16 protein-coding genes are annotated in these 12,998 nt (G+C 73.1%); 15 read left to right on the top strand and 1 reads right to left on the bottom strand.

All coding sequences use genetic code 11. From position 1 onward, the window contains the following. Positions 1 to 7: 7 nt before the first annotated feature. Complete coding sequence (flgN, locus tag C3481_RS12715) at positions 8 to 490, bottom strand: flagellar export chaperone FlgN (RefSeq protein ID WP_103842642.1); 483 nt, start codon at positions 488 to 490, stop codon at positions 8 to 10. Between the two features lie 239 nt (positions 491 to 729). On the opposite strand from flgN, the gene C3481_RS12710 reads away from it, so the two are divergent. The 15 genes from C3481_RS12710 (at position 730) to C3481_RS12640 (ending at position 12,989) form a co-directional block, all read left to right on the top strand. Beyond that, entirely contained in the window at positions 730 to 1,530 is an 801-nt protein-coding gene (locus tag C3481_RS12710; RefSeq protein ID WP_036305568.1) for a sigma-70 family RNA polymerase sigma factor, read from the top strand. A gap of 91 nt (positions 1,531 to 1,621) precedes the next feature. Then, positions 1,622 to 3,001, top strand: coding sequence for a flagellar filament capping protein FliD (gene fliD, locus C3481_RS12705; RefSeq protein WP_064955573.1), 1,380 nt, complete (start codon positions 1,622 to 1,624; stop codon positions 2,999 to 3,001). Then, on the top strand, positions 2,998 to 3,375 hold the full coding sequence (gene fliS, locus C3481_RS12700) for a flagellar export chaperone FliS (RefSeq protein WP_023953678.1): 378 nt from the start codon (positions 2,998 to 3,000) through the stop codon (positions 3,373 to 3,375). The genes fliD and fliS overlap by 4 nt, the downstream gene beginning before the upstream one ends. Then, positions 3,372 to 3,632, top strand: a complete 261-nt coding sequence (locus C3481_RS12695; protein WP_064955572.1) for a hypothetical protein — start codon at positions 3,372 to 3,374, stop codon at positions 3,630 to 3,632. Before fliS ends, C3481_RS12695 begins: the two co-directional genes overlap by 4 nt. Positions 3,633 to 3,740: 108 nt before the next feature. Next, entirely contained in the window at positions 3,741 to 4,082 is a 342-nt protein-coding gene (locus C3481_RS12690; protein ID WP_023953676.1) for a flagellar basal body protein, read from the top strand. After that, complete coding sequence (locus C3481_RS12685) at positions 4,079 to 4,471, top strand: flagellar basal body rod protein FlgC (RefSeq protein ID WP_023953675.1); 393 nt, start codon at positions 4,079 to 4,081, stop codon at positions 4,469 to 4,471. The genes C3481_RS12690 and C3481_RS12685 overlap by 4 nt, the downstream gene beginning before the upstream one ends. Continuing rightward, entirely contained in the window at positions 4,471 to 4,776 is a 306-nt protein-coding gene (fliE, locus tag C3481_RS12680; protein ID WP_023953674.1) for a flagellar hook-basal body complex protein FliE, read from the top strand. Before C3481_RS12685 ends, fliE begins: the two co-directional genes overlap by 1 nt. Next, positions 4,776 to 6,401 (top strand): flagellar basal-body MS-ring/collar protein FliF, encoded by a 1,626-nt coding sequence (fliF, locus tag C3481_RS12675; protein WP_036304749.1) that lies wholly within the window; start codon positions 4,776 to 4,778, stop codon positions 6,399 to 6,401. The genes fliE and fliF overlap by 1 nt, the downstream gene beginning before the upstream one ends. Then, the gene (gene fliG, locus C3481_RS12670; protein ID WP_023953673.1) at positions 6,398 to 7,399 is read left to right on the top strand and encodes a flagellar motor switch protein FliG; all 1,002 of its coding nucleotides are present in this window, start codon (positions 6,398 to 6,400) and stop codon (positions 7,397 to 7,399) included. The genes fliF and fliG overlap by 4 nt, the downstream gene beginning before the upstream one ends. After that, on the top strand, positions 7,389 to 8,006 hold the full coding sequence (locus C3481_RS12665) for a FliH/SctL family protein (RefSeq protein ID WP_103842640.1): 618 nt from the start codon (positions 7,389 to 7,391) through the stop codon (positions 8,004 to 8,006). The genes fliG and C3481_RS12665 overlap by 11 nt, the downstream gene beginning before the upstream one ends. Beyond that, positions 8,003 to 9,322, top strand: coding sequence for a FliI/YscN family ATPase (locus tag C3481_RS12660; RefSeq protein WP_103842638.1), 1,320 nt, complete (start codon positions 8,003 to 8,005; stop codon positions 9,320 to 9,322). Before C3481_RS12665 ends, C3481_RS12660 begins: the two co-directional genes overlap by 4 nt. Beyond that, complete coding sequence (locus C3481_RS12655) at positions 9,319 to 9,777, top strand: hypothetical protein (protein WP_103842636.1); 459 nt, start codon at positions 9,319 to 9,321, stop codon at positions 9,775 to 9,777. Before C3481_RS12660 ends, C3481_RS12655 begins: the two co-directional genes overlap by 4 nt. Further along, on the top strand, positions 9,774 to 11,312 hold the full coding sequence (locus C3481_RS16540; protein WP_181021929.1) for a flagellar hook-length control protein FliK: 1,539 nt from the start codon (positions 9,774 to 9,776) through the stop codon (positions 11,310 to 11,312). The genes C3481_RS12655 and C3481_RS16540 overlap by 4 nt, the downstream gene beginning before the upstream one ends. A gap of 14 nt (positions 11,313 to 11,326) precedes the next feature. Continuing rightward, complete coding sequence (locus C3481_RS12645; protein ID WP_036304747.1) at positions 11,327 to 11,770, top strand: flagellar hook assembly protein FlgD; 444 nt, start codon at positions 11,327 to 11,329, stop codon at positions 11,768 to 11,770. A 58-nt stretch (positions 11,771 to 11,828) separates the two neighbouring features. After that, positions 11,829 to 12,989 (top strand): flagellar hook protein FlgE, encoded by a 1,161-nt coding sequence (locus C3481_RS12640; protein WP_023953668.1) that lies wholly within the window; start codon positions 11,829 to 11,831, stop codon positions 12,987 to 12,989. Positions 12,990 to 12,998: the final 9 nt, after the last annotated feature.

Raw genomic sequence — 12,998 nt, 5'->3', positions numbered from 1 at the left:
TGCGTCCTCACATCTCCCGGTCGACGATGCGCGCGGTGTCCTCGCGGATCCGCCCGCCGCCCGTGGTGTACTCGCCCGTCCCGGACTCGAGTCCGGCGAGCGTCTCGTCCACTGCGCGGCTCGCTGCGCGCAGGTGCGTCTCGTTCGCCTCTTTGAGCTGCGAGACCTCGGCCATGCGTTCGGTCAGCGCCGCGCGGTGCTCGGCGAAGACGTCGCGCCACGTGCCGGTCGGGGCCGAGTCGAGCAGCTCCGACAGCGTGGCGGCCTCGGGCACGCCCCACTCGCGGGCGACGGCGGCGACCTCGACGTCGCGGCCGAGACCCGACTCGCGCAGCTCCTCCAGGACGCGCTCGATCTCGCGCGATGCGAGATGGATCCAGCGCGTGTTCCCCGCCTCGAGCAGCAGGCGCTGCTCCTCGAGCTTGAAGATCAGCATCTCGAGCAGCTCGCGCTCGCGCCACAGCTGCATCGACAGTTCGTTAGCTCCCAAGGTGTCCCCCTTACCTGAGCAGCCCCCCATGGACCGCATCGAACGACTCGCTCTTCCGACGAACCGTTCTGAAGCGATCATCCTCGTCTATCGGCCGATGAGTCGATCCCGTTACATCTCCTCAGGATTTCGTATGAGATCTTTCTCATTTTGCTTATGATGGCCTCAGCCGGCGTGACGGCTTCCGCGAATTCGGGCCGCGGGAGCGGGTGCACGCCACGAAAGAGGCCCCCTTGCACATCCTCGGTCACGCGGAACGCAATCGACTCATCGAAGAGAACCTGCCCCTCGTGGGCTATCTGGCGCGGGATCTGCACTCGCGGGCGACGCACGTGCCCCTCGAGGAGCTGGCGTCGGTCGGCGCCCTGGCACTCGTGACGGCCGCCGATGCATTCGACCCCGCCCTCGGCGTCCCCTTCGGCGCGTACGCACGCCGACGCATCCTCGGCGCGTTCGCCGACGAGATGCGCTCGATGGACTGGGCCTCGCGCGGCATCCGCAAGCGCATCAAGGAGACCACGGCCGTCCGCGACACCCTGACCGCTCGCCTCGGCCGCGTCGCCGGCGTCGACGAGATCGCCGCCACGATGGGCCTGCCCCGTGCCGCCGTCGTCGAAGCCCTCGACGACGCCGCGCGCACGGTCACGAGCATCGACGATGCGACGGCGCTCGAGGTGCCGAGCCCGATGGTCCTCCCCGACGAGGCCGCCGTGCTGCGCGAGCGCCGCGACGTCCTCGAGCGCGCCGTGGCTGCTCTGCCGGAGCGCATGCGGGCCATCGTCCAGGCCGTCTACATCGACGAGCGTCCCGTCAAGGAGATCGCCGCCGAGCTGGGCGTCTCGCACTCCGCGGTCTCGCAGCAGCGCGCCGAGGCCATCCGGCTGCTCCGCGACGCCCTCGAGCGGTTCGCCGCCGAAGAGCAGGCCGAACCCATCTCGCGGGTCTCGGTCGAGACGCGCGAGGCGTACTTCGCCCGCATCACCGCGATGCTGCCCCGCACCGGCCGCGGCGTGACGCCGGCGGCATCCGTCGCGCTCTGACGCGTCTTGGGCTTACGGTCCTGTCTCCGCGGTCGATAGAGCGAAGGGACGGCGCGCACGCGACCGCACCGACGACCGACAGGACGGGCACATGGCGATCTCGATCGACGGCCTCGCCTCGAATCTCGACACCAAGGCCATCATCGACGCGCTCATGAACGTCGAGCGCCTTCCGCGCACGATCCTCAGCGCGAAGTCCGACGACCGCAAAGCCGTCATCGCCCAGCTGCAGGCACTCAATGCGTCGCTGCAGTCGCTGGTGACGAAGGCGAAGGATGCCGCCGCCCCGACGGCACTCCTGCAGCGCACGGCGACCAGCTCGGACGACAGCGTGACGGTGACGGCATCGGCGGGCGCACCCGTCCTGCGCGCCGATGTCGTCGTCGACCGCGTCGCGACGGCCCAGAGCGTCGTCACGGGGCCGTTCGGCTCCGCGACGGACGACCCGCTCGTCTTCACGGTGCTCGGCGCAGATGGCGAGCCGATCGAGGTCCGACCGACGTCGGGCGCTGCGGCCGACATCGCCCACGCCCTGAGCGCCACCGGAACCGGCATCACCGCGTCGGCGGTGTCGGCGGGCGTCGACGCGGACGGTCAGGCCCTGTGGCGTCTGCAGATCACCGCGACCGAGACGGGCGCCGACAACGCGTTCCAGGTGTTCCGCGGCGACGCCGCGTCCGTCGCGGCGGGCTCGGCGACCGATCTCGCCACCGAGCCCGGATCGGCGATCGTGACGGTAGGCGCGGACGCCCAGGTGCGCCTGTGGGCGGGAACCGCCGCGGAGCAGACCGTGACCTCGGCGAGCAACACCTTCACGTCGCTGTTCGCCGGCGTCGACGTCACGGTGAGCCGCGCGTCGGCTACGCCGGTCTCGGTGACCGTGTCGGCCGACGCCGCGGGCAGCGCGTCCGCCGCGAAGGCCTTCGTCACGCAGATCGGCACGCTGCTGGCGGGTATCGCCCGCGGGTCGGCCGCGACCGCCGCCACGACCCCCGGCCAGCAGACGACCCTGGGCGTCTTCACGGGCGACAGCACGGTGCGCGCGCTCCACCAGGCGCTCACCGGTGCCGTGCAGCTGCCGCTCGACGGGGTCGCCCCCTCGACCATGGGACTGAGCGTCGACCGGTGGGGCGCGCTGAGCTTCGACGAAGAGGCCTTCACGAAGGCCCTGGCCGACGACCCCGCCGGCGTGCAGCAGGTCTTCGCCGGCGTCGCCGCCCGCGTGCAGGAGGTCGCGGAGCGCTACTCCGACAAGTACGAGGGCCTGCTCACCACCCGCATCACGGGGCAGGAATCCGAGGTGAAGATGCTCGGCGAGCAGCTGACGCGCTGGGACCTCCGGCTCGAACAGCGGCGCGCGACTCTCGAGCGCACATACGCCGCGATGGAGACGATGCTCTCGCGGCTGCAGACCCAGTCGTCGTACCTCGAGTCGCAGCTGTCGGCCCTGTCGGGAGCGGCGAAGAAGTGAACGCCGCCCTCCGCGCCCAGCAGCGCTACCGCGAAGAGACGATCCTCTCGGCCAGCCCGTCGCGCCTGGTCACCCTCCTGTTCGACCGACTGCTGCTCGACGTCGAACGCGGCGAGGCGGCGCAGCGATCGGGAGACTGGCAGACCGCCAACGACCAGCTGCAGCACGCCCAGCGGATCCTCGTCGAGCTCACCGGCTCGCTCGACGACAGCTGGAGCGGGTCGGCGTCGCTCCGAGCCGTCTACGACTACATCACCCGGACGCTCATCGGGGCGAACATCGGGCGCGACGCCGACCGCACCCGCGAGTGCCGCGAGCTCATCGCGCCGCTCCGCGAGGCATGGCACGGTGCGGCAGAAGCGGCCCCCGCGTGACCTGGGCCGACCTGCTCGACAGGCTCGAGGCGGAGCTGATCGGCGACCCCACCGGCGCCCTGCCGTGGAATCCGCCCGCCGGGCTCGGCCCGCTCCCCGCGCATCTCCAAGACCGGGCACGGGCGGTCGTGCGCGCACAGGCCGACCGGTCGCGGCAGCTGCGCACCGAGCTCGACACCGTTCGCGGGCACCTCGACGCCCTCGACCGCATCCCGCAGCAGCATCCCGACGCCGTCTACCTCGACGTCGACGGCTGACCGCTCGCGGCTAACGGCATCGCTGCGGTGGCCGATAGGGGATGCTGAGCACGGATCGCTCATCCATCGGCCAGGGATCGGCCACATCGTTCGACGGAAGACGCCTTCGTGCTCGAATCTGTGACCACCACCGCGCTCACGAGCGCCCTCTCGGGCCTCGCCGAGCGCCAGCGCGCCATCGCCGACAACATCGCGAACGTCAACACCTCCGGCTACCGGGCCAAGGTTGTCAGCTTCGAAAGCGCCCTGGCGCGCTCGGTCGAACGCGGCGACGGCGCCGTGACCGCGACCGTCCGCGAGTCGACCGCCCCCACCCGTCTCAACGGCAACAACGTCAACCTCGACACCGAGACGCTCGCCAACATCGAGGCGGTGCTGCGGTACCAGTTCGCGGCACAAGCCGTGGGCGGCACCTTCAGCTCGCTCCAGACCGCGATGAGGACCTCATGACCTTCGACGCCATCGGCATCGCCGGGTCGGGCCTGACGGCCCACCGCACCTGGCTCGACGCGCTCAGCGACAACATCGCCAACATCAACACCGCGGTCGCGCCCGGCGACGACGCGTTCCGCCAGCGCTACATCGCGGTCGAGTCGGCCGGCGATCCCGGCGGCGTGCGCGTCGCGGGCGCCGTCTGGGGCGGCACGGAGGGCCGGCTCGTGCACGAGCCGAACAATCCGCTCGCCGACGCCGACGGCTACGTCCGCTACCCCGACATCGATCTCGGCGAGCAGATGAGCCACCTGATCCTCGCGCAGCGCGGCTACCAGGCCAACGCGGCGGTCGTCGACCGCGCGAAGACGACCTACGAGGCCGCGCTGCAGATCGGACGCCGCTGATGCCGCCGCTGTCGGGCATCGACGCCCTGGGCGCGGCTGCATCCGCCCTCACCTCGAGCACCCGAGCGCCGCAGCAGACAGACGGCGCCGGCTTCGGCGCGAGCATCACCGGCGCGGTCGACGAGCTGCGCGCGATGCAGTCGACGTCGAACGAGCTGGCCGTCGCGGCCGTCACGGGTGACCTCGACGACATCCACTCCGCGATGATCGCCTCGTCGCGCGCGTCGGTGACCCTCGAGCTCATCGCCGCCGTGCGCAACAAGGGCGTCGAAGCCTTCAACGACATCATGCGGATGCAGGCCTGATGCCCGCCGCCGTCACCTCGCTCTGGACCCGCCTGCGCGCGACGATCGCCGGGTTCACCCTCGCTCAGCGAACGATCGCGATCATCGGCATCGCGGTGCTCGCAATGGGCGTGTTCGCCCTGGCGAGCTGGATGTCGCGCCCGACCCTCACCCCGCTGTTCTCGGGCCTGTCGGCCTCGGATGCCAGCGCGGTGGTCGAGCAGCTGCGCTCGGGCTCGATCCCCTACGAGCTGACCGACGGCGGCTCGACCGTGCTCGTGCCCGAGACCGCGGTCTACGAGCAGCGCCTCGCGGCGGCCGCGGCGGGCCTGCCGAGCGCCGAGTCGTCGGGGTACTCCCTCTTCGACAAGATGGGCGTGACGAGCTCGGAGTTCCAGCAGTCGGTCACCTACAAGCGCGCGATCGAGGGCGAGCTCGCCCGCACGATCGGCGCCCTCGAGAACGTCACGACGGCCTCGGTGCAGCTCGCGCTGCCCGAGGAGAGCGTGTTCGTCTCGCAGAAGGTCGAGCCCACGGCATCCGTCTTCATCGAGACCTCCCGCGGAGTCGCACTGCCGCCCGAGCAGGTCGAGGCGATCGTGCACCTCACCTCGGCCGCCGTCAGCGGGATGAAGCCCGAGAACGTCGCTGTCGTGGATGCCGCCGGGCGCACCCTCTCGGCGATCGGCGGCGACGCCACCCGCAACGCAGACCAGCAGGCGGGGGCCTACGAGACCCGCATGGCCGCCAGCGTGCAGCAGATGCTCGACACCGTGCTCGGCAGCGGCAACGCGACGGTGTCGGTCGCCGCCGAGATGCAGCAGGCGGCGACCGAGCGCGTCGACGAGACCTACACCCCGGTCGAGGGCGCGCTGCCGGCCACCGAGGAGTCGAGCACCGAGAGCTACACCGGCACCGGGGGTCAGACCGGCGTTCTGGGCACCGAGCTTCCCGCCGGCGTCGGCGGCGCGGGTACCTACGAGTCGACGCAGACCAACCGCTCGAACGTCGTGAACAAGACCGTCGAGAGCACCTCGACCCCGGCGGGCGCCGTTGCGCGGCAGACCGTCGCCGTCGCGGTCAACGCCGACGGCACCGATGTCGTCGACGTCGCGCAGCTCGAGGCCCTCGTGACCTCGGCCGCCGGCATCGACCGGGCCCGCGGCGACCAGGTGACCGTCGAGCTCGTCGCATTCAGCGATCAGGGCGCCGCGGCCGCCCAGGCCGCCCTCGACGCGGCTCGCGAGGCGGAGGAGGCCGAGCGCTCGGCCGAGACGCTCCGCACGGCGATCATCGCCGTCGTCGTCGTGCTCGGACTCGTCGGAGCGACGATCGCGGGCCTGGTGATCGCCCGCCGTCGGCGCGCGGCCGCCGAGGCGGAGTCGGTCATGACGCTCACGCCGGTCGACGAGCCGCTCGACCGGTTCGACGCCCTCACCCGGGGCCTCGCGACCCCGCTCCTCGACGAGGCGCCCACGGTGCCCCTGCCAGCGATGGCGGTCGACCCCGAGCCGGAGCCCGACCCCGAGCCCGTGCAGGTGGCCCTCGACCGCCGCCGCGCCGAGATCGGCGACTTCGCCCGCCGCGACCCCGCCCGCACCGCCGACCTGCTGCGCCGGCTCGTCCGGGACTCGACCGACGCATGAGCGACCTCACCGGAACCCAGACGGCCGCCGTCGTCATCATGAACCTCGACCGGGCACAGGCCGTCGAGGTGCTCAAGCACCTCTCCGACGACGAGGCCGAGGCGATCGCGGCCGAGATCATCCGGCTGCGCGACCTCGACCTCGAGACGACGCGCGACGCGCTGACCGACTTCCAGCGGGTCGTGCGCGGACACCTGCCGCCCGTCCGCGGCGGACGCGATCTCGCGACGGGACTGCTGGAGGCCTCGCTCGGTCCCGAGCGGGCCGCGGGGGTCCTCACGAAGGTCTCGTCGTCGATGACGAGCTCGTCGTTCGAGTTCCTCACCGCCGTCGAGCCGGCCCAGGTCGCCAGCATCCTCGACGGCGAACTGCCCCAGACCGTCGCGCTCGTCATCGCGCACCTGCCGGTGGAGCGCGCCGCGGCCGTCCTGGCCGAGATCGCCGATCCCGCCCGCACCGACGTCGCGCAGGCGATCGCGACGATGGGCACCGCGTCGCAGGATGCCGTGGCCGTCGTCGCCACCGCGCTGCGTGCGCGCTCGGGCGCACTGACCACGCGCGACGCCCGCGAGACCCTCGGGGGCGTCCAGCCCCTGGTCGACATCATCAACCGCTCCGACGCGACCGTCGAGAAGGCCCTGCTCGCGAGCATCGAGGCCCGCGACAGCGCCCTGGCCGAAGATATCCGCTCGCGCATGTTCACCTTCGCCGACATCGTCGTGCTCGACGACCGCGACGCCCAGCGCGTCCTGCGCGGCATCGACGTCCGCGTGCTCGCCCTCGCGCTGAAGGGCTCGTCGGGTCCCGTCGCCGATGTGATCCTCCGGAACATGACCGAACGCAACCGCGAGGCGCTGCAGGAGGAGTCGCGTCTGCTCGGCACCGTGCGCGTCTCGCAGGTCGAAGAGGCGCGTGCGGCGATCGTCCGGACGATCCGCGAGCTCGAGGCCGCCGGCGACATCCGGGTGCAACGGGTCGAGGAGGAGTATGTCGTCTGACGCCTTCACCCGCCTCGAGATCCCGCGCCTGTCGGGTCCGCCGCTCACCCAGGAGCGCGACCGCGCCCGCGCCCGCGGTCACGCCGCCGGGTACGCCGAAGGGATGCGGCTGGCCGCAGCCCACGCCGAGCGCGACGCAGCGGAACGGGCCGAACGCGAGCAGGCGGCGGACGCAGCCGCCCGGGCGCGCGTGGCTGCCGCCGTCGCGGCGCTCGAACGCGCGGCCGCCCGGTTCGACGCGCGCGCGGCCGAGCTGACGGCGCCCGTCGTGGCCGAGCTTCATGCGATGGCGATCGAGCTGGCGGAGGCCATCGTCGAGCGCGAGCTGTCCGATCCCGTGCGCGCGGCGCTCACGACGGCGGCTCGGGTCGAGAACGCGGTGCCCGATGGCGATGGTGCCGCGGTGCCGGTCGTCCGGCTCTCCGCCGCCGACGCCGACGTCGTCGCCTCGGCCCTCACCGAGACGCTGCCACGATCGGTCGAGGTCGAGGTCGACCCGGGGCTCGCGCCGGGCGACGCGACGATCCGTCTGGCCGACGGCGCGATCGACCTGCGGATCGCCGCCGCGTTCGCGCGGGCCCGCCGGGCGCTCGAGGAGAGCGCATGAGCGGGGGCTGGCCGGCGGTCGTCGAGGCCGCGCGCCCGCTGCGGACCGGGACCGTTTCGCGGATCGTCGGCCTCGGCGTCGACATCCGCGGCGTGCACGGAGCGGTCGGCGACCTGATCGAGCTCGGCGGGACGACCGATCGCGGCACGGCCGGCGTGCCCGCGGAGGTCGTCGCTGCGGACCGCGGCATCCTGCGCTGCATGCCGCTCGGGGTCACCGACGGACTGCGCGTCGGCGACGCGGCGCGCGCCCTGTCCGGTCGAGCCCGCGTGCCGGTGGGCCCCGCCGTGCTCGGGCGCGTGCTCGACGGGCTCGGCCGCCCCATCGACGGCCGCGGCCCCCTCGTCGGGCCACGGGTCGACCTCGATCACGCCCCGCCGTCGGCGATGGGACGCGAACGCATCACCGAGCCGCTCGTCACAGGTGTGCGCGCGATCGACACGCTCACCCCGCTCGGCCGCGGTCAGCGGGTGGGACTGTTCGCCGGGTCCGGCGTCGGCAAGTCGTCGCTGCTGTCGATGATCGCGCGGGGATCGTCGGCCTCGGCCAACGTCATCGCCCTCGTCGGCGAGCGCGGCCGCGAGGTGCGGGAGTTCCTCGAGGACGACCTCGGCCCCGCGGGTCTCGCCCGCTCGGTCGTCGTCGTCTCGACCTCCGATCAGCCCGCGATGGCGCGCCTGCGCGCGGCGTCGACCGCGACGCGCATCGCCGAATCGTTCCGCGACGAGGGTCAGCACGTCGTCCTGATGATGGACTCGCTCACCCGCGTCGCGATGGCCCAGCGCGAGATCGGGCTCGCGGCCGGCGAACCGCCCGCGACGCGCGGCTACCCGCCCTCGACGTTCCCGGTGCTCGCCCGCCTGCTCGAGCGCGCCGGCACCGATCGGCACGGGTCGATCACGGGGATCTACACCGTGCTCGTCGAGGGAGACGACCACAACGAGCCCGTCGCCGACACCGTGCGCTCGATCCTCGACGGACACCTCGTGCTCGACCGGACGCTCGCCGTCACCGGGCACCACCCCGCGATCGACGTGCTCGGATCGGTCTCCCGGCTCGCCGGCAAGGTCGCGACCGGGGATCAGCGCCGGCTCGCGACGACGCTGCGGGCCGTGCTCGCCGCCCGCCAGGAGGCCCACGACCTCATCGGCGTCGGCGCGTACCAGCCTGGAGCCGACCCGCGGGTCGACGCCGCCGTCGCCTCTGCGCGGGCGATCGACGCCTTCCTCCGGCAGGACCTCGACGGTCGGTCCCCGGCCGCCGAGTCGTGGCGCCGTCTCGGCGAGCTCGTCGCCTCGTTCGGAGACGTCTCGTGAAGCGGGGGTTCCCCCTGGCGGGGCTGCTGCGCATCCGCGGCATCCAGCAGCGTGCCGCGGCGGCGCACCTCTCGCGCGCCGCGATGGAGGAGCAGCGCACCGAGGCCCGCGATCGGCAGCTGCGCGCGGCCCTGACCACGTCTGCCGAGACGCCCGGCGACATCCGCACGCTCGCCGCCCTCGCGGCCAGTCGTGTGGCCGCCCGCAGCCTGCTGGCCGACCTCGACACGCTCCGGAGGGCGCAGCGCGCGGACGTCGACTCAGCTCGTCTGCGCCTCGACGACGCCCGCCGGGCCGAACGAGGCATCGAGCGGCTGGCCGACGCGTTCCACGAGCGCGAGCGGGAGCGACGGGACGCCGCCGAGCAGGCCGTCCTCGACGAGATCGCGCTGCGCTCGGCGAACGGGATGCCGGGCACGTCGGACACCTCTCCCCGGCCCGAGGAGGCGTCATGAGCATGTGGGGCCTCGCACTCGGAACGACGACCGCGCTCGCGCGTCCTCGCGGCGGCGGCGGGCCGAACGGCGGCGACGACGGCGGCGAAGGTGCGACGGCGTCGGACGCCTTCGCCCTCGTCCTCGCCGGGCAGGCCGCGGCCGCGGAGCCGGTGGACGGTGTGCCGGTGGCCGGTGGGGATGCCTCCGCGGGCCGCGGGGCGTCCGGCACGGACTCGGGCGCAGGGCAAGCCGCGGCTCAGGGCCCGGGTATGCCCGACGGGGAGGCGGCGGGAAATCCGGCTGACGGGAGTATTGCCGTCACGGATGACGCGACCGCACTGCCCGCCACTGTGAGCGCCGGCGCGGGGAGCCTCGCCGGGCTCGGGGTGTCGGGCGGCGGGGTCTCGGGCGGCGGGGTCTCGGGCGGCGGGGTCTCGGGCGGCGGGGTCTCGGTTCATGGGGTCGACTCGGGCGACGGGGTCGACCCGGGCGGGGCCGCGGCGGGCGCTGCCGGACTCTCGGTCACCGGTCCCGTGACGGCGACCGCGACGGAAGCGACCGTGCCCGAAGCGACCGCGGCGGAAGCGACCGCGCCCGAAGCGACCGTGACGCCAGCGACCGTGCCCGAGGCGACCGTGACGCCAGCGACCGAAGCTTCGGCGACGACAGTGACAGCGGCGACGGTGACCGGGCCGGCGGCGACGGTGATGGCGCGGCCGATACCGGCCGGGGAGGCGACAACGGCTACAGCCGGGCGTCCGGACGCCACGGGCACAGGGGGGCCCTGGAGCACCGCGGGGTTCGGGAGCACCGCGGGGTTCACGGCCGCGCGGGAGGCTGCCGACACGTTCGAGAAGCCGCACGGCCCGCGAGCCGAAGCGCTGGTCACGCCGTCGTCGACGGCTGCGACGAGCCAGGGCGGCGCAGCATCCGCACCTGCATCCGCACCAGCATCCGCACTGCTGCCGCACCCCGCGTCCGCACCGGCTGCTCCCCTGCCGCCCCCGGCAACGATCGCATCGGCGTCGCCCGCGCCGAGCAGCGCGCCGGCCACGCCGCCCCTCGCGCCCCAGCTGCGCAGCCCCGTCCTCTCCCTCGTGGCGGCCGAGCCGGGCCGGCACACGATGGTGCTGCGGGTATCGCCCGAAAGCCTCGGGCCGATCACCGTCACGGCGCACATCTCCGGGTCGTCCGTCACCGTCGAGCTGACCTCCGGCACGGCGGCGGCACACGACGCGATCCGGGCGGTCCTCGGAGATCTGCGCCGCGAGCTCGCCGTGCTCGCGCCGTTCTCGTCCGTGAGCCTGACCCCGGGTGACGATCCGTCACGGGCGTCGACGCTTCCGCCTCCGGCCCAGCACGCCGGAGGAGCAGGCGGGACGGCCGGCCAGACCTCGGACGGGGGCGCGTCCGACCGAACGCCGCAGCAGACCCCCGACGACCCGGGTCGCGGCGGGCGTCCCGGTCATGCGCCCGCTGTTCCCGCCGAACTCCCGCACGACCCAGCCCGCCCCGCGCCCCTCGAGGCCGGTCGCATCGACCTCTACGCCTGAATCGGAGAATCACCATGACCAGCGTTCCGCCCGTCGGTGTCGTGGGTGCCACGCCCGCGGCATCCGCCCCTCCCGCGCCGAAGCAGACCCTCGATTCCGAGGTCTTCCTGCAGCTGCTCGTCGCGCAGATGAAGAACCAGGACCCGAGCTCTCCGCTCGATACCAACGAGATGATGGCGCAGACGACGCAGCTCGCCATGATGGAACAGCTCGTCGCGCTCACCACGACCTCGTCGGAGCACTTCGCCCTCACGATGCGCCAGACCGCCGCCGCGCTCGTCGGCCAGCAGGCCTCGTACGTCGACGCCGACGGCACGACTCGCAGCGGTCGCGTGACGCAGGTGTCGTTCGAGAAGGGCGTGCCGCTCGTGACGATCGGCGGCACGGCGGTTCCGCTCGACGTCGTCTCGGGCATCGCGGTGTCGGATGCCGCGCCGCCCGCGGCATCCGCATCCTGAACCACGGCCACTCCGGCAACCCCCACCACCACGCCAGCCCCACACCGAAGGACACTCCATGCTCCGCTCGCTCTACGCCGGCATCTCCGGCCTCCGCTCGCACCAGACCATGCTCGATGTCACGGGCAACAACATCGCCAACGTCAACACCGTCGGGTTCAAGGCGGGCTCGGTGCAGTTCCAGGACACGCTGTCGCAGATCGTCCAGAACTCCCGTGCCGCGCAGGCCGGAGCCGGCGGCACGAACGCCGCTCAGGTCGGCCTCGGCACCCAGGTCGCGGCGGTCCGCACGAACTTCACGCAGGGATCGCAGCAGGCCACCGGCGTGCCCACCGACCTCATGATCGCGGGCGACGGCTTCTTCGTCGTCCGCAACGGCGCCGAGACGCTGTACACGCGCAACGGCTCGTTCGGCTTCGACTCCGCGGGTCGACTGACCACGAAGGACGGCGCGCTCGTGCAGGGCTGGAGCGCCGTCGACGGTGTCGTGCCGACGGGCGGGCCGGTCGGCAACATCGCGCTTCCGGTGGGCGCCACCTCGCCCGGGCGCGCGACGACGACCGCCGCGGTGACGGGCAACCTGCCCTCGGGCTCCGCGGTCGGTGAGAAGCTCGTCCGCGACGTCACCGTCTACGACGCTCAGGGCGAGTCCCGCCAGCTCGCACTCACCTTCACCCGGACCGCGGGCGGCTGGGACGTCACCGACGGCACCGCGACGACGCAGCTCGCCTTCACCGACGGACGCCTGACGACGACGCCCGCGACGATCACCTCGGGTGGGGTCGCGGTCGACCTCTCGGCCATCACCGGCTACGCCGACCTCAGCACCGTCAAGCTCGGCGGTCAGGACGGGCGCGCGCCCGGAAGCCTCGTGTCGTACACGCTGTCGGCCGACGGCAGCCTCGTCGGCGCCTTCAGCAACGGAGCGACATCGGTGCTCGCTCAGATCGCCCTCGCATCCTTCGACAATCCCGAGGGGCTCGAGAAGGCCGGGTCGTCGCAGTACCGCGCCGGCGCCAACTCGGGCGCGGCCGACGTCGGCACGGCGGGCACCGACGACCGCGGCGGGCTCGTCAGCGGGGCGCTGGAGATGTCGAACGTCGACCTCTCGCAGGAGTTCACGAACCTCATCGTCGCGCAGCGCGGATTCCAGGCGAACGCCCGCATCATCACCACGAGCGACGAGGTGCTGCAGGAGCTGACCAACCTCAAGCGCTGAGCGCGGGCG

This window comes from Microbacterium sp. Ru50 (assembly GCF_002920555.1).
Lineage (GTDB): Bacteria > Actinomycetota > Actinomycetes > Actinomycetales > Microbacteriaceae > Microbacterium > Microbacterium arborescens.
Note: the sequence above shows the minus strand (reverse complement) of the source record. Positions and strands in the feature narration are given on the sequence as shown.

Excerpts from the sequence above, each read along its gene's own strand:
- C3481_RS12685 (WP_023953675.1), top strand. The coding sequence starts at position 4,079 with ATGACCTTCGACGCCATCGGCATCGCCGGGTCGGGCCTGACGGCCCAC.
- C3481_RS16540 (WP_181021929.1), top strand. The coding sequence starts at position 9,774 with ATGAGCATGTGGGGCCTCGCACTCGGAACGACGACCGCGCTCGCGCGT.
- C3481_RS12640 (WP_023953668.1), top strand. The coding sequence starts at position 11,829 with ATGCTCCGCTCGCTCTACGCCGGCATCTCCGGCCTCCGCTCGCACCAG.
- fliG (WP_023953673.1), top strand. The coding sequence starts at position 6,398 with ATGAGCGACCTCACCGGAACCCAGACGGCCGCCGTCGTCATCATGAAC.
- C3481_RS12665 (WP_103842640.1), top strand. The coding sequence starts at position 7,389 with ATGTCGTCTGACGCCTTCACCCGCCTCGAGATCCCGCGCCTGTCGGGT.
- C3481_RS12660 (WP_103842638.1), top strand. The coding sequence starts at position 8,003 with ATGAGCGGGGGCTGGCCGGCGGTCGTCGAGGCCGCGCGCCCGCTGCGG.
- fliE (WP_023953674.1), top strand. The coding sequence starts at position 4,471 with ATGCCGCCGCTGTCGGGCATCGACGCCCTGGGCGCGGCTGCATCCGCC.
- fliF (WP_036304749.1), top strand. The coding sequence starts at position 4,776 with ATGCCCGCCGCCGTCACCTCGCTCTGGACCCGCCTGCGCGCGACGATC.
- C3481_RS12645 (WP_036304747.1), top strand. The coding sequence starts at position 11,327 with ATGACCAGCGTTCCGCCCGTCGGTGTCGTGGGTGCCACGCCCGCGGCA.
- fliD (WP_064955573.1), top strand. The coding sequence starts at position 1,622 with ATGGCGATCTCGATCGACGGCCTCGCCTCGAATCTCGACACCAAGGCC.